The organism is Paenarthrobacter sp. 10L420 (assembly GCF_056395385.1).
Map to the genome: position 1 here is coordinate 72,043 of NZ_JBFTJK010000017.1, position 19,135 is coordinate 91,177.

Annotated in this window: 16 protein-coding genes; 5 read left to right on the plus strand and 11 right to left on the minus strand. The window is 59.3% G+C overall.

Annotated features, from left to right (window positions below; genetic code table 11):
- Positions 1-47 precede the first annotated feature (47 nt).
- The 4 genes from AC1DD5_RS20490 to AC1DD5_RS20505 form a co-directional block, all read right to left on the minus strand.
- The gene (locus AC1DD5_RS20490; RefSeq protein ID WP_477522606.1) at positions 48-1,670 is read right to left on the minus strand and encodes a class I adenylate-forming enzyme family protein; all 1,623 of its coding nucleotides are present in this window, start codon (positions 1,668-1,670) and stop codon (positions 48-50) included.
- Between the two features lie 213 nt (positions 1,671-1,883).
- Positions 1,884-2,801 (minus strand): LysR family transcriptional regulator, encoded by a 918-nt coding sequence (locus AC1DD5_RS20495; RefSeq protein WP_416416409.1) that lies wholly within the window; start codon positions 2,799-2,801, stop codon positions 1,884-1,886.
- A 69-nt stretch (positions 2,802-2,870) separates the two neighbouring features.
- A complete protein-coding gene (locus tag AC1DD5_RS20500) occupies positions 2,871-3,647 on the minus strand; it encodes an enoyl-CoA hydratase/isomerase family protein (RefSeq protein WP_416416410.1) in 777 nt (258 codons plus the stop codon).
- Between the two features lie 384 nt (positions 3,648-4,031).
- The gene (locus tag AC1DD5_RS20505; protein WP_477522607.1) at positions 4,032-4,625 is read right to left on the minus strand and encodes a cupin domain-containing protein; all 594 of its coding nucleotides are present in this window, start codon (positions 4,623-4,625) and stop codon (positions 4,032-4,034) included.
- 394 nt (positions 4,626-5,019) lie between these two features.
- On the opposite strand from AC1DD5_RS20505, the gene AC1DD5_RS20510 reads away from it, so the two are divergent.
- Positions 5,020-5,964 carry a LysR family transcriptional regulator gene (locus tag AC1DD5_RS20510; RefSeq protein WP_416416412.1) on the plus strand — a complete coding sequence of 315 codons (945 nt, stop codon included), beginning with the start codon at positions 5,020-5,022 and terminating at the stop codon, positions 5,962-5,964.
- Between the two features lie 96 nt (positions 5,965-6,060).
- Here AC1DD5_RS20510 and AC1DD5_RS20515 read toward each other — a convergent pair whose 3' ends face one another.
- The 5 genes from AC1DD5_RS20515 to AC1DD5_RS20535 are packed head-to-tail and all read right to left on the minus strand — an operon-like array spanning position 6,061 to position 14,495.
- A complete protein-coding gene (locus AC1DD5_RS20515; RefSeq protein WP_477522608.1) occupies positions 6,061-6,933 on the minus strand; it encodes an alpha/beta hydrolase in 873 nt (290 codons plus the stop codon).
- On the minus strand, positions 6,930-8,378 hold the full coding sequence (locus AC1DD5_RS20520; RefSeq protein ID WP_477522609.1) for an NAD-dependent epimerase/dehydratase family protein: 1,449 nt from the start codon (positions 8,376-8,378) through the stop codon (positions 6,930-6,932). Before AC1DD5_RS20520 ends, AC1DD5_RS20515 begins: the two co-directional genes overlap by 4 nt.
- A complete protein-coding gene (locus AC1DD5_RS20525) occupies positions 8,375-10,639 on the minus strand; it encodes a glycoside hydrolase family 3 C-terminal domain-containing protein (protein WP_477522610.1) in 2,265 nt (754 codons plus the stop codon). The genes AC1DD5_RS20520 and AC1DD5_RS20525 overlap by 4 nt, the downstream gene beginning before the upstream one ends.
- A complete protein-coding gene (locus tag AC1DD5_RS20530) occupies positions 10,636-13,125 on the minus strand; it encodes an alpha-L-rhamnosidase (protein WP_477522611.1) in 2,490 nt (829 codons plus the stop codon). Before AC1DD5_RS20530 ends, AC1DD5_RS20525 begins: the two co-directional genes overlap by 4 nt.
- Positions 13,126-13,154: 29 nt before the next feature.
- Positions 13,155-14,495 carry an MFS transporter gene (locus tag AC1DD5_RS20535; protein ID WP_477522612.1) on the minus strand — a complete coding sequence of 447 codons (1,341 nt, stop codon included), beginning with the start codon at positions 14,493-14,495 and terminating at the stop codon, positions 13,155-13,157.
- 123 nt (positions 14,496-14,618) lie between these two features.
- Between AC1DD5_RS20535 and AC1DD5_RS20540 the strand changes: the two genes are divergently transcribed.
- From AC1DD5_RS20540 to AC1DD5_RS20550, 3 genes are all read left to right on the plus strand, one after another.
- A complete protein-coding gene (locus AC1DD5_RS20540; RefSeq protein ID WP_477522613.1) occupies positions 14,619-15,641 on the plus strand; it encodes a LacI family DNA-binding transcriptional regulator in 1,023 nt (340 codons plus the stop codon).
- Between the two features lie 587 nt (positions 15,642-16,228).
- Entirely contained in the window at positions 16,229-16,753 is a 525-nt protein-coding gene (locus AC1DD5_RS20545; RefSeq protein ID WP_477522614.1) for a Pycsar system effector family protein, read from the plus strand.
- A gap of 111 nt (positions 16,754-16,864) precedes the next feature.
- Positions 16,865-17,008 carry a hypothetical protein gene (locus AC1DD5_RS20550; RefSeq protein ID WP_416416420.1) on the plus strand — a complete coding sequence of 48 codons (144 nt, stop codon included), beginning with the start codon at positions 16,865-16,867 and terminating at the stop codon, positions 17,006-17,008.
- A gap of 247 nt (positions 17,009-17,255) precedes the next feature.
- Here AC1DD5_RS20550 and AC1DD5_RS20555 read toward each other — a convergent pair whose 3' ends face one another.
- Both AC1DD5_RS20555 and AC1DD5_RS20560 read right to left on the minus strand, forming a co-directional pair.
- On the minus strand, positions 17,256-17,891 hold the full coding sequence (locus tag AC1DD5_RS20555) for an alpha/beta hydrolase (protein WP_416416421.1): 636 nt from the start codon (positions 17,889-17,891) through the stop codon (positions 17,256-17,258).
- A gap of 348 nt (positions 17,892-18,239) precedes the next feature.
- A complete protein-coding gene (locus AC1DD5_RS20560) occupies positions 18,240-18,659 on the minus strand; it encodes a substrate-binding domain-containing protein (protein ID WP_477522625.1) in 420 nt (139 codons plus the stop codon).
- Between AC1DD5_RS20560 and AC1DD5_RS20565 the strand changes: the two genes are divergently transcribed.
- A complete protein-coding gene (locus AC1DD5_RS20565; RefSeq protein WP_416416423.1) occupies positions 18,613-18,960 on the plus strand; it encodes a hypothetical protein in 348 nt (115 codons plus the stop codon). The two genes, AC1DD5_RS20560 and AC1DD5_RS20565, sit on opposite strands and share 47 nt — an antisense overlap.
- The last annotated feature ends 175 nt before the right edge of the window (positions 18,961-19,135 follow it).

Consider the following 19,135-nt stretch of genomic DNA (forward strand, 5'->3'; position numbering starts at 1 on the left):
ACCTTCGATTTTCTTTGTGGATGGCGTTCTGACACGTGACGCCACCGCTAAACACGGGTTTGGAGGCTGGATGGGTCCAGGACGTGGATCCGCTGGTCGAGATCGGGATCGGAAAGAATCGATCGCAGGACCTTTCCGCCGGCATTCATTGGTAGCTTCGAAAGGAAAACGGTGCTTTCCGGGATCTTTGCTCGGCTAAGTTTTTTGGCGCAGTGCTGTCGTAGGCTGTCGGCTAGCGTGGCTAGGTCTGAGTTCGACCGAGGTACGACGAAAGCCTTGACGACTTGCCCAAAAACCGCGTCTTCGACGCCGACCACCGCGGCTGTCACAACGTCAGGGTGTTCTACCAGCACATCTTCAATTTCCTTGGGGGCAATGTTCAGGCCGCCGCGGATAATCATGTCGCCGGCCCGCCCTGAGACATGGATGTTGCCCTCTTCGTCGACAAATCCAATGTCTTGGCTGTACACCCAGCCTTGGCGAATGCGTTGCTGCGTTAGCTCAGGTTGGCCAAGATAGCCCAACATGCGCGAGGGGCCGCGAAGAGTTATCTCACCGACCTCACCGGGCGGCAGCTCGCCGCCCTCGGAATTCCGTGCGACAGCTTCAAATCCGGGACAAACGCGTCCTGCTACGCCACTACCATGAGCTGACCCTGAAGGTTCCACGGCGGCCCCCGGACACTCAGTCAACCCGTAGGAGGCGAGCACCGGCGCGCCGGAAAGCGCCTGGAAATCTTTCATCACGGGGTCACTGACGGGAGCTCCCCCGGTATAGCTGACCCTGAGTGTAGAAAGGTCCGCTTCGTTCCGCGTTTCCGTATTCAGCATCATGACCATCATTGCTGGCACCATGGCCATGGTGGTCACGCTCCACTCCTCGATACGCCTCAAAGCAATATCGGGCTTAAACCGCTCCATGAGCGCGAGTGTGGCGCCATTGAAAATTGCCGAGGCAGCCGTGTAGATGGAGCCGTAGATGTTATGGAACGGAAGGCACCCCAGGACTACATCGTCCGAAGTCAATTTCCACACCTGCGTGTGAACTTTGTGTAGTGCCAGAACACTGGCGTCCGTGTGCAGAATGGTTTTCGGCTGGCCGGTGGTGCCCGAACTGAACAACACGAGGCGAGCGCTGGGCGCTTCCTCGAAACGGTTCTTGGGTGTGCCGCCACGGAGCTCGCGCCTTTGCCAGGGCCGAAGCAGCGGCAACTCGGCCGTGGAGTCCTGGATAAACCACGTCATCGACGGGTGTTCCGGCTGCGCTTCGTCAGCTAGTCCAAGCCTTTCCCAGGTTCCTGGTCGTGTCGAGAAAACCCAACCCGGCTGTGTGGCTGCTACGTAGTGGTCATACTCTGCCCGGGTACAGCCCGGATCAGCAAGAATGACAGTGGCATCAAGTTCCCGGACCGCCCAATACGCCACAATGGACTCAACACAGGAGTCGAGAAGTAGCAGCAGCGGAGAGCCGTTGACGACACCGTCTGCCTGAAGTGTCCGCGCCAGAGAAAGGACCTCCATTTCCAGTTCCCGCCATGTCATGGCAGTCCGGCTATCTCGGACCGCAATGCGGTCAGGCATTGCCAGGGCGTGAGCATGCAACGCCTGCACAGCCGCACCAGACTCGGTTGACGTTGAGCCCGGATGAATGATCTTCAAATTCTGGTTCAAGTAGCTGCCTTTCCTTTTTTGGCCGACGATGCCGGCTCTGCGTCGGGATTGAAGCCTCAACGCGGGGGCCTGAGAACTCGATCTCGCGCGGCCAAACCTTCAAAATCAGTCTCCGCGCCATGTGGGCCTCCTCACAAGGCCCCAGTTGTGCATGCGGGTCATACAACCTGAGCATGGGGTTCACACAGCCCCAACTACGGCGCCATTGCAGCCCTAAGCCAGCCGGCCCTTCCTTCGGTCATTTCGGATTGCTCCCAGGAAAAGTCCCACAGCCTCTTGCGAGAGGCTCGTATTGTCTGTCCAGACGATCGTGAGCGGGCGGCTTAGGACTATGTCAGACACGGCAACCTGCACCAGGCTTCCAGTCGCGAAATCGTCAGCCAAGGCAATTCCAGCCAAAATAACCGGGCCCATTCCAGCGATCGCAGCTGACTTGAGTGCAGTGTTGGAAGCTAATTCGAGGCTTACTTTGATTTCGTGCCCTGCTTCGGACATGGCTCGGTCCAGCGTGTCTCTAGTGCCGGAGCCCGGTTCACGAACAAGCAGCGGAGTAGCCGCCAGATCAGCTGCTGAAACCACCAACGCCTCAGCCCATGGGTGGCCTGGGGCAACAGCAACAGCTAGCCGGTCGGTACCAATCTGGCGATGCCGCAGGTTCGAATGAACGTTGGGCGTCTCAATAAGACCGACTTCGACTTTCCCGCTCTCGACGAGCTCCATCACTTCCAACGAATTGCCAACTGAAAGAGAAACCGCGGTATCAGGGGATTCGTAGCGGAGCATCGCGAGCCAATTCGATGCGTAATGTTCGGCGATTGTCATGCTTGCTGCGGCTCGAAGTGAAGAGTTTCGTTGCCTACTCAGTGCGTCAACTGAATGACGAAAGTCTTCAGCTGCCCTCAATAGAGTTATTGCCCAGTCAACTACCACACGCCCTGCAGGTGTGAGGGTAGAGCCACGTGCGCCCCGGCGCAGCAGACCGACTTTCAGATTGCGCTCCAACGCCGCTATCCGACGGCTGGCACTTGGCTGCGCCACTCGAAGTTCGGCAGAGGCTTGACCGATACTGCCCGTCCTTGCGATCGTGACGAGCAGATACAAATCATCAAGGTCAGGTACGTTGACGCGCACACCCGCCTCCTCTTCGCAGTAGAAGTGAAGCTATGCTGGGTCCGGCTACTGAGGTTCGGAAGCGCATTTCTAGGCCGAGAAGACCGGGCTGCGACGCTCGACAAAGGCCCGCAGCCCTTCCTTTACGTCTGGCCCGGTTCCTGCCACCATCCCGCGCCAAAACTCCATAGCATCTGCAGCGGGCACGCTCTGAGTCAATGTTGTGCGAATAACCCGCTTAACTGACGCCACCGACGCTGGAGGCATGTCAGCAATGATTTTGCCCATTTCGCAGGCGCGGTCCACTAGCCGGCCTGGATCGACCAACTCGCTGACGAAGCCATGTCGCTCTGCACGCTCAGCGCTCAACGGGACGCCCAACATTAACACCTCAGCAGCGACCGCTGGCGGCAGCAAATGCGGCAGCATTGAGAGTTGGCCACCGATCGGCACGATGCCCAATTTGATTCCCGGGGATGCGAAACTTGCATTATGCGAGGCAATCCGCAGGTCACTGGCGATGGCGAGACAGAATCCGCCCGCGTACGCAGCCCCATTTACAGCACTGATGACGGGTTTCGAAATCATCCCCGGAACAATGAACTCCTTGATATTGGGCTCGCTGAAGAGGACAGCGGTGTCACCTTCGAGTGCCTGCTTCAAGTCATGGCCTGAGGTGAAGGCCTTGTCGCCGGCACCGGTCAGGACGATAGCTCGGATGTCTTTTCGGGCATCCAGTTCGTGAAACAAGTCGAATAGCCTCGCTGACATGACGTCCGTGAGGGCATTGCGCTTCTCTTCCCGATCCATCGTCACAACGGCAGTGCTGCCGTCCACGATGTCAAGTCGAATCTGGCCGTCGCTCATAAAATTCCCACTCTCAGGTTGGACAAGGGACGGGCCGGCGGACTTGGCCAGCCCTTCCAAGACGCATGCATGAATTACGTGACAGCCCCTCAGCGATGCCGACTGACCCGAGTTCCGCATGCGGCACTTCTAGGAGTGCGGTTCCCAGCTTGTCATCAGGGTTCGAGCGCCGGTAGACGAATTACTGTCATGGGGACATGCGCGGAACGCATGGCCCGGCATCTTGGTCGGGCGTCTCCTAGTAAGGCGATTGGGAGCGCGGGCGCGCCGCGGGCCCATGCCCCAAGCCGGTCGAGGCACATGGCGCTAACCTCAGTGGGTTTGCCCAACCAAGATCAGCGTTCGATTGTAGGTGGCGAGTCGGAGCAGAGGGCGGGTTATCGGTTAATTTCGCGGCGGGATGTCGATCCAGATGTACTGCGTGGGAGTATCTGCGACGTTTTCCATCCGGTGCGGGACACTGCTGGGGAACCAGATGGAGTCTCCGGGGTCGAGGAAGTGAACTTCATCGCCGAGTATGACTTTAAGGCGTCCCGACAAGACGAACCCCCATTCCTCTCCTTCATGGGTGAACGGCTCCTCGCCAAACCATCCTCCAACGTCATAGTGTCCATAAATGGCCTCTATCGAATGCAAGTCTGTGGGAGAAGCCAATTCAAAGCGGGTGCCCGACGCTGGACGTGTACCAGAGGCAGGGTCGGCAACCCCACCAAAGGGCACCCTGTCCACTGCTTTGACTACCCGCCCCATGGATTGCGCCTGAGGCGAAAAGAAGTATGTGATTGTCGTGCCCATGGCACTGGCCAGGCGTGTCAGGGTAGAGATCGACGGCTCGACTTTCCCCTTTTCTACGTCAGAAACCAACGATGCGGACACTCCAGCTTTGGCGGCGAGCCCACGTATGCTGTAGCGATGCTGGCTCCGAAGTTCGTGCAAACGCTCTCCCAGGGCGCTTTGGCTCTCCTGCTTGCTGTTCATTCCGCCTCCACACCCTAAGCCCGCATCCAGGGAAGACACTTGTCCGGCCTTACCGCACAGACTGCGGAAGGCTCCCCGGCGATTCCCTCTTACTCTGACACATTCCGATGAGGCTCACCAGTACCGATCCAATATTTATTGGACCCGTATCGAACGTTTTCTCGATCTTTTTGGAGAAACGTTCGATATGACCGGGCAAATTTTGCACAAAGGCCATTGACTGTACGTTGCTGCGGGTCTAGGCTGGCGATCACGGCACGCGGATCGAAGAGATGGTTCGTTCGATATTTCGGACACACTGAGCCAGCCGGCACGGTAGGACGCCCAGCAGCCTCTGGCATCACAGTGCTCCAACATCTGCGGTTCCATGACGTCGAGAGAACGGGGCCAATTAATGAATATCAAAGAGCCGGATCTAAGTGATCTGCATCTCCTCGTCACCGTCGCCGCTACGGGCAGCATCGGTCAAGCAGCGACGGCCCTACGGCTTACACAGCCCTGCGCCAGTCGCCGGCTCGCCAGTCTGGAGCGTTCCCTTAAAGTCCAGGTTCTCCAGCGCGGCCCACGCGGAACTACCCTCACCCCCAATGGGCGGGTAGTTGTGGATTGGGCAGCCACCCTATTGCGCGCCACGGAACAGTTCACGAACTCAGTTGCAGCCCTCGGCAAGACGAGGAACGCGAGCTTGAATGTCGCGGTGAGCATGACGATTGCGGAGTACTACGCACCCAACTGGCTCGCGAAGGTTCGAACTGCAGACCCAGACACGGCAGTTACTCTAAGCATGGCCAATTCTTATGATGTCATCACCATGGTCGAAGCGGGCAGGGTCGACATTGGACTTGTTGAATGTCCTCAGATCCGCGATTCAGTCAAGAGCCAGTCATTCGGCATCGATGAACTGGCAGTGGCAGTCCTACCGGATCACGAGTGGGCTCGCCCCAACCGCAGCGTAACCGCGGAAGAACTTGTGGACACCGACCTTTTGGTCCGGGAACACGGTTCCGGCACCCGTGAAACACTGGACCAGGCCCTGGCAGCAACTGGCCTGACCGTCACCCCTTCGCTCGAACTCGCATCCAATACGGCTTTGAAGTCCGCCGCCCTGGCAGGCATGGGCCCAGTCGTTCTGCCGGCGATCGCCATGTCTCGGGAGCTTGACACTGGACAGCTTATCGAAGTCGATATTCTCGATCTCTCGCTTTCCCGCCCTTTGTCCATTGTTTGGTCAGACGCCGCAAAATTCTCGAACGAGGCAGGTCTTCTCCTGCTGAAAACCGCCCGTGAAGATCGACGCACGCGGAGCCGTGCACCTCGACTCGAAAAGATTGCAAGCTAGTCTCTCGACAAGCGAGCTTGGTTCAGCACGGCCACCCGCTTCTGCGCTGCCAGACTGGGAGTTTGAAATTCCGTGGTCTCAGGATAATCCGGAACACTAACGGCTCAGGTGATCGCTACTGAGGAGCCATTGAGAGGTCTTACGCATCGCTTCGTGAAAGTGCTCCGTGTCTGGTTGGTCCAGGAACCCATGCCGGGAGCCGGCGAGGACCTCATAGTCGAGTGAAACCTTGCCCGTGCGGAGTTCTCCGGCAAATTTTTCTCCCGATGCCCGCAAGGAGTCGTGGTCAGCGTCAATCATTAATGTTGGTGGGAAACTGGTCTGGTCGTGACCGCCCGGGAACGCATCCGGGCGGTCCATAAATTCCAATCTTCCGGCGTAGGCCCTGTTCATCTTTTGCACCGTGCCGGCCCGGAATTGCGTCAGGGCAAAGCGTCCGCGGATACGAGTGCGGAGCTCAGAACTGAGGGGTGGCAGTTTCGCATGAAAGGTTCCGTAGCAGAGGATGAGTCCTTGAGGGACATGCCCCTCGTCGCGTAAGCGGACAGTTGCGGCGGCGGCAAGGCAGGCACCAGCGCTTGCGCCACCGAGGTAGAACTTGCCGTCGGGGGCTTTTGCCCGGACCGAGGCGATAACATCCAAGACGTCCTCCAGGGGTATGGGATACCTGATGCCGGGCAGCTGTCCAGGTTTTGGGGCTTTGATCCAGCTCCACCGTGGCACCAGCCTGTAATCGACGGTGACAACCGGGCGCCCGGCAGCCGCCATTGCACGGGCGGGCGCATCGCTTTCGGCCTGGTCAAGGCCGCCGTAAGCGAAAGCACCGCCATGCAACCAGATTACGGGCGTCGCTTCCGTACCCGCGTGCGACGATCTGTAGTGCCGGATGGGGATGGGGCCGTGCTGTCCGCTGACGCTCTGGTCAGTCACAACCATGGCATCACTGGAGACCTGATGATCCTGGCTCACGCGCTCGGCACCGGGACAACCTCGCCGGCAAGCTCGATCTGGGCCAGGAAACGGTTCAGTTCTGCTTGCTTCCGGTACTCCGACGGTTTGCGGACGCACACCGGGCACCAGTGACCGCCGAGGAGGACAAGCCGGGGGCTTCCGGAGAACGTGTGGCCCTCGGCGCAGGTCCATTGCAGAGGTGTGCTGATGTCCCCGGCCGTGGTTTTGGTAGTGAGCAGGTTTCCGCCGCGGAAAGCTGCAGCATCCTGATAATCGGTGATGGACCAATCCAAGGGAGATTGGGTTTCGTCATAACCGTGATCAAGGAACGTTGGTGTCCGCGCAGGGCGTGGGGGCCAGAACGTGTCCCATCCGCCTATTTCTTCCCATTCCGCCCGGGAGCCGAAGTAGGCGGTGATGGCCTCGTCGTTGTTGTCCCGAACGTAGGCCATGGTTCCGCGGTGTTTGAGCGTGAGCGGTTTCATGACCAGATTCTTGATGATCCAGGTAGGGATTTTTCCGGCCATGCGCAGCCCGGGATTTTGGTCGAGGGCGCGGGTCAGGGCGGCGTCCACGGTATCCCGGCGAAATGGGATGAGCTCTTCGAGCTTGTCCGAGTCCGTGTACCACTGTCCGTGGAAGTTGCGGGTCGCGAACCAGTGGCGTTCGTACCAGCCGCGGACATCCTTGACGCCGAGGGCGGCGCTTATCCGGGTTTGGAGTTCCCAGTTCCCCAGTCGCCATGCCTCCCCTCCCCCGATGTTGTAGATACCGCACCAGAACTCTTCAGGTACTCCGGCTTCGCAGATGTTTGCCATGAGACGGGCCGCGTCCTCAGCAGAGACCCATTCCATAACTCCAGTGAAGGTGGAGTGGGTCATGATGGGGTCACGGATTTCCAGAACTCCTGGGTGGAAGATCCCTGTTTGCCGCAACCATGCCCAGGCAGGAAGTCCCGAGTCCACGAGTTCCTTTTCGGCGATGATTTTGGACTGACCGTACTCGTCGTATTCGGAGACACGGAGGGGATCGCCGACCCTACCCCAGTGGTGGGGAGGGTTCCGGTCCCCGGTTTCCGCGATAGAGCCTACCCCGACCACTTTGATGGCGGCGGGGTCCGGTTGGGCCTTGACAGCGGCGATGATGTTGCGCATGCTGCCCACGTTGACCCGCATTGCCAGTTCGGGGTGTTCGTCGGCCAAGGGCGAGACAACGGCACCAACGTGGAGCACAAAGTCAGCGCCCCGGACGCATTGTTCAACCGCTTCGTAGTTTGTAAGATCTCCGAAAACGACTTCCAGGTTTTCCATGTCCTCGTACTGGCGAATGACGTTGAGGTCCTTCGCTGTTGGCAGGACGAGTGCAACGACTTCGAATCGGTCGGCACGCGTGCGGAATTCGTCCAAGACTTTCCGTCCCCAGTTGCCCGCAGCACCGGTCAGGAACACTCGGGCGCGCCTCATGCCGGCACCACCTGAGTGGATGACTGCGCCCTGGTCTGTTCCATGAGCGATTCGAGGACTTCGAGGGGAAACACGCTTCCTGTGAAAGCGAGGAACTGGTGCATGGGCATCGATTCAACCATTCTCAGACCGTCGGGGTTCTGCTCTGCTTGGTCGGCCTGTTCCGGGGTCATCGCCGACGCCATTCCTTGCATCAGTACCTGCCCGACGACGGGGTGGCCGAACCAGTCACCGACCGTGGACTGCATCGTGAGCGGACGCGTGATGGAGTCGCCCTGCAAATGAATGACCTCTTCGGCAACGACGGTTGAGGAGTCGGTCCCCACCTGAACGCTGTAGTCGCCAGCTGGCACCACCCACTGCCCCAGTTCGACATCCCAGTAGGCAAAGCCTCGGCGGTCAAGGGTGAAGTCGACGGTTTGCTCCTCCCCTGTCTCAAGATCAACTTTGGTGAAAGCCCGCAACTCACGCACCGGCCGGCGGACCGGGCCGGTTGTCGTGGAGACGTACAGTTGGATGACATGTTTTCCAGCCCGCTGTCCCGTGTTCTGAACGGTGACACGTACCGAAGCCCCATCGACACCGTTGCTTTCTACGGACAAAGCGGTAGTGCTGAACTGGGTATAGCTGAGCCCGTATCCGAAGGGGTAGCGCACCGGGACGTTGGCACTCTCGTAGTACCGGTACCCCACGAAGACGCCTTCACCGTAGCGGACATGGCCCTGTTCGCCAGGAAAGTTGAGGTAGCTCGGGTTGTCCTCCAACCGGAAGGGGATGGTTTCGGCCAGATGCCCGGAAGGGTTCGACAAGCCGAAGAGGACGCTGGCCATTGCATGTCCCCCGCCTTGCCCAAGCAGCCACCCTTCGACGATTGCATCGACGTTGTCATGCCATCCTTCGAGGGAGACGACACCTCCGTTGGACAGGACAACGACCGTCCGAGGGGCTGCCTTGGCGATGGCCTGCAGCAGTGCGACCTGTGTCGACGGCAATGCCAGCGTATCGCGGTCGAATCCTTCGGATTCCTCGCGGTCCCCAAGACCAACGAAGACGACTGCGATGTCAGCGGAGGACGCTGCACTGACAGCTTCCTCAAGCAGGGCCGCTTCATCACCTGAACCGTCGACAGTGAATCCAGGAGCGTAGGCGACGCTGGAATTCATTATCAGCGCCTGGTCGCGGATTGCTTCGAGCGGGCTGTCGAGGCGGGTGGGGTTGATGTGGGAGCTACCGCCGCCTTGGTATCGCGGGGCGTCAGCGAACGCGCCAATGACCGCGATCTGTTGCCCGGCCGTCAGGGGCAGGGTCTCTTTTTCGTTGCGCAGCAGAACAATGCCCTCGGCTGCCAGTTCGCGTGCCAGGGCGTGGTGCTCCGCGACATCGTAAGTCAACTGTTCTTCGGGGGCAAATTCCGTGAGTCTTACGACGCGGCGCACGCTCGCGTCCACCAGTTCTTCACTGAGGTCTCCCGACCGGACGGCGTCCACAATCTCTTGATCAGTTTTTCCCCCGCTGCCTGGCATTTCCAGGTCCATGCCTGCTTTGACGCCCTCTACCCGGTTGCTAACCGCGCCCCAGTCAGAGACGACGGCGCCGCCGAAACCCCACTCATCCCGCAGTATTGATGTGAGTAGCCAGGAGTTCTCCGACGCGTAAACTCCGTTGACTTTGTTGTAGGAGCACATCACGGTGGCTGGGTTTGCTTCTTTTACTACACGCTCAAAGGCCGGGAGATAGATTTCGCGAAGAGTCCGTTCATCGACCTCTGCGCTGACGCGCATTCGCTCGGTTTCCTGGTTGTTCGCGGCGAAATGCTTGACGGAAGCACCGGTGCCCTGGCCCTGCATGGCATTGACGTGCGCGGCACCCAGTACTCCGGAGAGGAGCGGATCTTCCGAGTAGTACTCGAAGTTCCTCCCGCACAGCGGAGAGCGCTTGATGTTGACGCCCGGGCCCAGGGCAATGGCTACGCCGAAGGCCCGTCCTTCCCGCCCAATGGCCGCACCGACCCGTGCTGCGATGTCCGTGTTCCAGCTGGATCCGACAGCCACTGCCGGTGGAAGGCAGGTGGAGGGAAGACTGTCGTGGATGCCGAGGTGGTCCGTCTCCCCCGCCTGCCGCCGGATCCCATGGGGTCCGTCGGTGAGGACAATGGAGCGGATGCCGGCGTCGTCGAGTTCTTTGGTGCTCCAGAAGTCCCGGCCAGAGAGCAGAGATGCTTTTTGCTCAAGGGTCAGGGTTCTCAGGTTCGGGGTGTTCATGCGCTTGCTCCTTCGGGGGTGACCGCCGCTGTGAGGTCGTCAATCAGGGCCTGGGAGGCACCGGGAATGAATTCAAGAATGGTGTTCAGTGACATTGCCGCCGCTTCCGGGGCTGTGCCGTCGATGGGGATACCGGGCAGGTGTTCGGCAAAGACGGCGGAGACACGACGCCAGACCTCCGGTGTTCCGGCAAGGACACCCAAGGGTGTGTCCATGGTGTAGTTTTGTTGCTCGGCGACGAGGTGTTCGTAGTCCCACTGGTGATTCCCGGCTTCAATGAGCACAGTGGCGTTGTCCGGGTGCAAGGGAAGCTCAACCGCGGCGGTAGTTCCGGTGGGGATGCTGACGTTCAGGCTCACCCGGTTGCCTTCGAGGCTCCACGTAACGCACACCTCGCCATACGTGATGTTGTGCCTGAGGGTCGCGTGGGTCAGATTCCCTCCGATGCGGGGTGCTATGCGCATGCTTTTGTAGCCGGGGGCGTCCTCGGTTAGGCCTCCAATGGTGCGATGCATCCAGTCGGCGACTGCTCCCAGGGCGTAATGGTTCAGCGAGGTCATTCCGGAGGGGTTGACGGTACCGTCCGGGCGGATCGAGTCCCAGCGTTCCCAGATGGTCGTAGCGCCCATGGTGACCGGGTACAGGAAGGACGGACATCCGGTTTCAAGAAGCAACAAGTAGGCCTCGTCGAGATGGCCGGTACTGGACAGGGCATCGGTGACCAAGGGAGTGCCTGCGAAGCCGGTGGAGATGCGGTAGCCGGCCTTGGCGACAATTCCGGCGAGCTGCTTGCCCGCGTGCGCCTTTTCCTCGGGGGTAAGGATGTCGAAGGTGATCGCCAGAGCATAGCCGGTGACTGTTTCGTTCACGACCCGGCCTGAAGGAGCGACGTATTCGTGTCGGAAAGCGGCACGAACCTTCTCTGCCAAGGCCGAAAATTCTTCGACGTCGGACATGTGACCGAGGATCTGCGCAGTCTGTGCCATCTCACGGGTGGTCTTGCACAGGTAGGCGGCTGCAACCAGGTGTCGGTCGGTCTTGCCTCCGGCGGGGTTGTCCATCGGCGCGTCAGGGTCCAGCCAGTCGCCGTACTGGAATCCCTTGCTCCATAGTCCACTTTCATCAAGGAGTCCGGCGACCTGGCGGATGAAAGAGGTCATCGACGCGTAGGATCTGCGAAGGATGTCCTCGTCGCCGTACTCCCGATACAGAGTCCATGGCAGGCTGACGGCGACATCGCTCCACAAGGCAGTCGGAGAGGATGGGTTGGGCAGGACATCGGGGACAACCCAAGGAACACTGCCAGAGATCCTCTGCTCGATTGCCAAGTCGGTCAGCCAGGATCCGAGGACTCCGCGGACGTCATAGAGGAAGGCGGCCGTGGGACCGAAAGCGTTGAGATCCCCGGTCCAGCCCAATCTCTCGTCGCGCTGGGGGCAGTCAGTAGGGACACCGACAAAGTTGTCCCGCATGGACCAAACAGCATTGGAATGGAGTTTATTCAGCAGCGGGTTTGATGTTTCAAACCATCCTATGCGCTTCATGTCCGTGTGCGTCACCACGGCCACGATGTCAGCGGTTTCTAAATCGCCGGGCCAGCCTTCGACATCGACGTATCGGAAACCGTGGAAGGTGAAACGTGGTTCCCAGGTTTCCGGTCCTCTGCCGGAAAGGGTATAGCGGTCGGTGGCCTTCGCGCCGCGGATCGTCTCATAGTCCATCTCCCCGTTGGTCATAACCTCGGCATGGCGCAGGACAATTGTGGTACCCGACGGCCCCTCCACCGTGAACCGGACGCGGCCGGAGATGTTCTGGCCGAAATCAAGGACTGACCGCCCAGCAGGGGTGCCGAGCACCGCTTTCGGGGTGAGCTCCTCGATGCGGCGGATTGGTTCAGCGATCGGCTCGGCCAGCGACTCAAGTGGCCAATCGAGGACCTCCACCCTGCCCCATGCAGTGTCGTCGAACCCAGGCGAATCCCAACCCACGGGTTCGAGGGTGGCATCGTAGTCTTCGCCGTCGTAGATGCTGTTTGCGCGCAGCCCTCCTGTGTTCACGCGGGAGGTTGTATCGCTGACGATGTACTCCACGCCATCTGCGGACTCGAGAGCGAGTTCGAAGTAGACGCCCGCGCGGTCGGAGTAGTGGTTGCGTTTGCCTTCCCAGCCCAGCCGGCCAAGCGCCCAGCCCTCGCCGACAAGCACGCCCAGCGCGTTCTCACCCGGGACCAGAAGGGTGGTGACATCGTGTGTGCTTACGATCAGCCGGTTGCGGTAAGAGGTCCAGCCGGGAGCCAGGACTTCGTCCCCGACCACGGTGCCGTTGATCCGTGCTTCAAACGCGCCAATAGCTGTAAGCCGCAGCGTCGCGCGCCGAAGGTCATTGCCGCTTTGGAAAGTGCGACGGAAGTAGAGAGCGGGGTCTCCGTCTCGTCCGCTGTGGCCTGTTGCGGTGACGAAGCGGGCACCGTTGTCTTGGAAAGTCATGAATGAATCCTTGAGTTTGGGCGTTATGGCTAGCGGACGGACTTGATACGGAGGACCACAAGTCCGCCGAGCAGGGTGATACCGGCTGCCACCAGGTAGAGCAGGGTGTAGTTCTTTTCCGTGGCAGTGGCACCGATCGCTAGGAAGAGCGGGGCGAGCAGGGGTGCTGCAGCCTGCGGGATGGAAGTTGCAAACCCGGTGATACCAAGGAAGCGTCCAGCGTTGGTCTTTTTTTCCGGAAGGACATCAAGCAGGAGCGCCTGATCGACAGCGGAAAAGCCGCCGATGCCAATCGAAGTCAGGACCGAGCCGATCATGATGATGTTCAGGTCGTGAGCGAAGGCCATGACGACGATGCCAGTGGCGAAGATCAGCGCGGCGGCCAGCACAATCGGTTTGCGCATCCGGATCTTATCTGAGAGGAAGCCGCCGCCGATTGCTCCAGCGGTAGTGGCGAGGATGCCAATTCCCCCAAGCGTGGCGATCACACCAGCAACCTCCTGCAGGGAAACACCGAGCCGTGAAGCCATAAAGAAGGCCGTGAACGTCGTGTTTAGAGTCAGGCCAAAGTAGAACAGGAACCGTGCCAGCCAGTTCCAGCTGAAATCCTTGTATTGCCTGGGGTTGTAGAGGTATTTGGAAGCAATGAGTCGAAGACTCAGACGGTCTTGCACTACGAGGTCTTTGCTGGAAGCTTCACGGGCGAACAGGACGAAGAGCAGGCAGAAGACGACGCCGGCGATGCCCGGGACGAGGAAGAGCAACAGGCTGTTGCTCATCAATGAACCTGCGGAAATAACTCCAATCACAGGTCCAATCTGCGTTGCAAACCCGACAAGGCCGGAGACCTTTCCGCGCTGAGACTCGGGCAGCCGGTCAGCTTGGGAGGCGTTCAGGCCGGCCAGTGCCTGTCCCCAGCCGAGTTGGGCAAGCATCCAGCCCATCATCAGTACCGGGATGGAAGCCGAATTTGCCATCACGACCAGGGACATCACACCGAGCGCGGTGCCGCCCACGATGAAGGGGACGCGTCGGCCCAGACGTGTACGAGTCCGGTCGCTCAAAATGCCGAGCAATGGCCCGGTCAGCATAACGGTCAAAGATCCGGCACCGAGGATATAGCCGAGATTCTGCTCCTGACCTGGTGCGATCTGGTTCACCTTGACCGCCAACGAAATCGCGATAGGGGTGATGAACGCAATGAAAACCCCCAACTGGGCCAGGACCATAAGCCAGATGTACTTGGCGGATACCTTCGGAAGATCGGGCTCCTGGACGAATGCCGCCGGTACTGTTTCGGCCTCAACTCCATGGGCACCCGTAATGGGGGACTCCGGTGCGACGGAGACCGGGGGTGTCTCAGAATTCATGGGGACTCCATTGTCAAAGAAAGTGGGTAGGATCACTAGTACGTACTAGTGGATGGCTATGATGCTAGCAAGCCTTTTTTATGGTGGCAAGATATTTTTGTAACGATTCAAGGAGTGATGCCAGTGACTCGGACTTTGACCCGAAGGGCGACGGCAGCAGATGTTGCCCGGGAGGCCGGCGTATCTCCCGCAACTGTGGGCTTCGTTCTGAATAGGACAAAGGGTCAGACCATCTCGGAAGAAACACGTGCACGTGTTCTGGCGGCAGCAGCCGCCCTAAACTACAAGCCACATCACGCCGCGCGCGCCCTGAGGAGCGGCAAGAGCAAGATTGTGCTGCTTGTCCTGCCCGATTGGCCGCTGGAGCATAGCCTCCGGACAAATCTCGAGGCACTTACGCATACGCTCGGCGTCCACGGATACGCCCTCATTACGTTCACGCCCCAGCCCAATAGCAGTGCCACTCCTCTATGGGCGGTACTGGAACCTGCAGTAGTCATAGGCTATAAGCCATTCTCGGCGGAAGATCTCGCCGACTTGAAAATTCTCGGCATCCACAACATCATTCCGAATCCCGAGGCGCCCAGCATGGGTGCGGTCGCGGATCTCGAGTCAGGACCCAGGCTTCAGACTGAGCATCTGCTCAGCCTGGGCCACACAAAGCTCGGCTTTGCCTGCCCACCCGATCCACGGCTGGCAGCCTTCGTTGAGACAAGGCTCGATGTCGTCACGAAGGTCTGTACCCAAGCTGGCATCTCTTCGCCGCTTGTCCGACAAGTCGACTACCGGGACGGTTCCAGTATTTCCGCTGCAGCGCAGTGGGTTGCTGAAGGAGTGACCGGGGTCGTCGCGTACAACGATGACGTTGCTGCCGACGTCATCGCCGGAGCTGTCCGCAGTGGTCTGAACGTCCCTGACGATCTTTCTGTCATCGGGCATGACAATTCCCCCGTGGCGGGGCGGTTCGTACCATCCATCTCAAGTGTGGAAATAGACATGGAAAGCCTCGGCAAACAATCAGCGCACCTCGCCCTGAACCTGGCCGAGGGATATCCGATGCCGGCGTTTCCCGTTGCCGCAGCTTCTTTGGTTCACAGAGAGTCGACCGCGCAAATAGCGCAAAGTGGTGGCGTCTTGGGGAAGTAAGGGGATAACGCCGAGTCCTTCTATCGGTCCTAGTCGCACTTATCCAAGCCGATCTTAAAGCGACACTGACCACGACGGTCGTTGCCAGCTCTCATGCGGTTGCCAGCGTCCCCCGCCTCTTGTTGGCACGCAAGACCTTGTGCCCGTTTGCGCACCGTCCAGACGGACTTGCGTTTCAGCTGGAGGCCGATGCCCCATCCACTCTCGAACGAGTTGAGGCGCTGGTGCGGCGTTGCTGAATTTGTGAAGTTTTCAAGCCATCACTTCAACTGCAGGATCCCCGATAGTTTGCCCTTGCTGCCAATACGAAGGTCGACGTCGATTCGCCGGAAACGGCCCTCGCGAGTCCATTCATGGTTCGCTTATCAACCATGAGCCGCGAAGCTGAGCGACAAACGCCAGGCCAGGTTCAATACCTTTATCGCGAAGAGTGTCTATGAGAACTTGGCTGACGAAACCAAACTCTCCAAGGGTGTCAGCATGTGGGAAGGACCGTTCAAGTACGAGATGGGTGGCAAGAAGTACTCGTACTACAAGTCGTCTTATCGGCGGTCCTTCTAATGTGGCGGAACAAGAAGGCAGAACCCGTGGCGGATAACACGCGCAAAGAGTCGCTGGAGACAGCCTGGAAGATCCACGGCGCGATTGTTGACTGGACGGGCAAGGTTGACGCCAAGGCCTCGTTCGCCTTCACGATTGAGTCTGCCGGTGTGGCAACGACCATCGCGCTATCCGGCGACAAGCGGATGTTCAATATCCTTCAGGGTCCCTGGCAGAACGTGCTCTACTACGGCGGCATCGTGGCCTTACTTATCGCCGCTGCTTTCTCAGTGTGGGTCGTGATCCCGCGGCTTCGTATGCGTCACGTCAAAGGCGAGTATCCGGAAAATTTCATCTACTTCGGGCACTTGCAATACTGGAACCCTGAAGACCTGCCCGCGGCCATTGGCAAGAGAGATCTCTTGCCTGTCCTCTCGCATCAGATGGTCAAGATGAGTCAGATTGCCTGGCGCAAACACGTGGCCGTGAAGATTTCGATGTGGCTCGCCATATCCGGCGGAGTAGGCCTCGTGGTGTGCGGCACGATGATCCGGTTCGGCCTCACTCCCTAGCCAGGCATGTTGATATGAGGAGATTCCTTCCTCCAGGTTCCATCCGTTGCACAGGTAGTAGTCGGCATCAGCTTCGTCGCGGCTGCCGTTGGCCTGTTCAGCATATTCGTAGTGAAGTATCAAGAGTGGATTGCACCGCTAGTGAATAGGACCCGTCGGCCATGGGGCGACGTCATCGACATCGCCATAAAGCTGATCGTCATGGCGCTGTCGGTATGGATTCTGTTAGCCGGCATCCTCAGTTTCCGGCCGTAGGCACTGCTCCCCGGGGCAGTCCCGTGTCAGCTGTATCAGAGGCGTAATGCTGGTGGGCGCACGATCCTTGGTATGGGCGGCGCTGTCCTGCTTTAGTTGTGCTAAACCAACGACAGCATGACAACACGGCCTGGCAGGTGCCCGAATCCTAGGCCGCACCGATGTCCACCCATCAACCCCACAAAAGGTCCAATATCGGCCTTTCCAGGTGGGCTCATTAGTAGCTGCGCCGAAGACCAGGCGTCGGCTATTTGTCCTTGGAAGATGCCAGGTTTCCCGGTTCAATCACTCCGTGATCGAGCCAGGCATGGATTCGTCTGATGCCTTCTGCGAACGTTGGCGTTTCTGGCTTGTCGAAGAATCCGTGACGAGAGTCTGTGACGACGCGGTATTCGACTGCTGTTCCGGCAGCTACTAGTTCATCGCGGAATGCTTGTCCTGATGCCCTGAACGTGTCGCGGTCTGCATCCAGCATGAGAGTCGGGGGGAAATCTGATAGGTCGCCACCGCCGGGAAAGGCTTGGAAGTCGGACATGGCCTCAAGGGATCCGGCGTAGTTCCGGTTCATTCGTTCGACTGTCGCGGGGTTGGCCTGAGCTATTCCGTAGCGCCCCCGGACTCTGGCTTTGACTTCAGGTGCTAACGCTGGCAGTGCTGCGTGGAAGGTGCCGTAAGCCAGGACCAGCCTGTCAGGCCCTTCGTTTTTCTCGTCGCGTAAGCGAAGTGTTGCGGCAGCGGCCAGGCAGGCGCCGGCGCTTGCTCCTCCGATAAGGAAGCGCTGGTGGGGCGCCCTTTGGCTGATGGCAGTGGTGACATCAACGACGTCATCCAGCGGCACCGGATAACGGATGCCGGGCATGTCCCCTGGTTTTGGCTTCTTCATCCAGCTCCAAGGCGGGGCAAGACGATAGTCAACGGTGAGTATAAGCCAACCTTCGTTCGCTAGGGCACAGGCAACGGCGTGCGACTCAAGCTGGTCCAGCCCTCCCCAACTAAACGCGCCACCGTGCAGCCAAATGAGCGGCGCTTTGTCCTGACTGGTTCCGGTCGCGGACGCATACCTTCGAACCGGAATCGGGCCGTGTCTGCCGTCAATCAGTTCATCAGAGATCGTCAGACCCTTTGAGTAGGACAGAGGATCAGGTTTTCTAAACATCGGTGATTCCTTAAATATCCGCGTGACGAAAGGCATTGAAGCGGATAAGTTTGATGGCTGCGTTACTAGCACATACTAGTGCGCGTGAAGTGCACAGGCCGGAGGCTGGTCATGCCAACCCCGGAATGAGGTGTGAGGAGAGTCTTGGCTGCCCGGGACCAAAGGAGCCGCCGATTCCCGGGAAATGATCCGTGCGGTATTTGTGGGTGGGGCGGGTAGTCGGTGTCCTTCGGCATAGTGCAAGGCAATAGCGGCTGTATAGAGACCGAGCTGTTCCATATCGACTCCGACGCTGGAAATTGAGGGGATGAATCGGCCAGCCAACGGGGAGTCGTCATGACCGACAACGGAGAGCTCATTCGGAACCCTTATCCCTTCGGTGAGGGATCCTCCAGCGTGCAGCTGCCCCCCCCAACGTTGTGGCGGGCTGGTATGGCAGCATGTGGTTATGAGCGCGCAGCTTGAAGTTCCAAGGCTTGAAGACCTGAGTGATATCGGGGTTGGGGTCGAGCCGTCTGATCAACCTGGGGTGGTCTCTCTGGTCGCGTGGGCGAACGACGGAAGCACCGTAACGCTCACCTGGGACGAGATCGCTGGGTCAGCGAGCATCCGCTGGCTCAACGGCGACGAAGTGCGCCTTGTTCTTGAACGAGAGACCCCGGTGAAGATCAGTGTCCGAGACGAGCGCGGCGTCATTGAGTTCCACGTCTGGTCCCGTTGGGAAGGAATGGGCGGCGAATTGGTCGTACGGGTCGGCGAGCACGTGGCGGTCCACGACACACTTCTACGTACATAGCAGCCGTCTTGCGTTCGGTCAGGGATCGGCTTACGGGCGAAGTGGGACGTCAACTGCGGCCTCGTTCTAGCCGATGGTGCCCGAACTTGCAGCCTTGTCCAGGCTGACGCTTGTCCGCAGCTCATTCGTACTTCGGCGACGCGGACCTAACCTGTTCTCGCATTGCCAGTGCCAG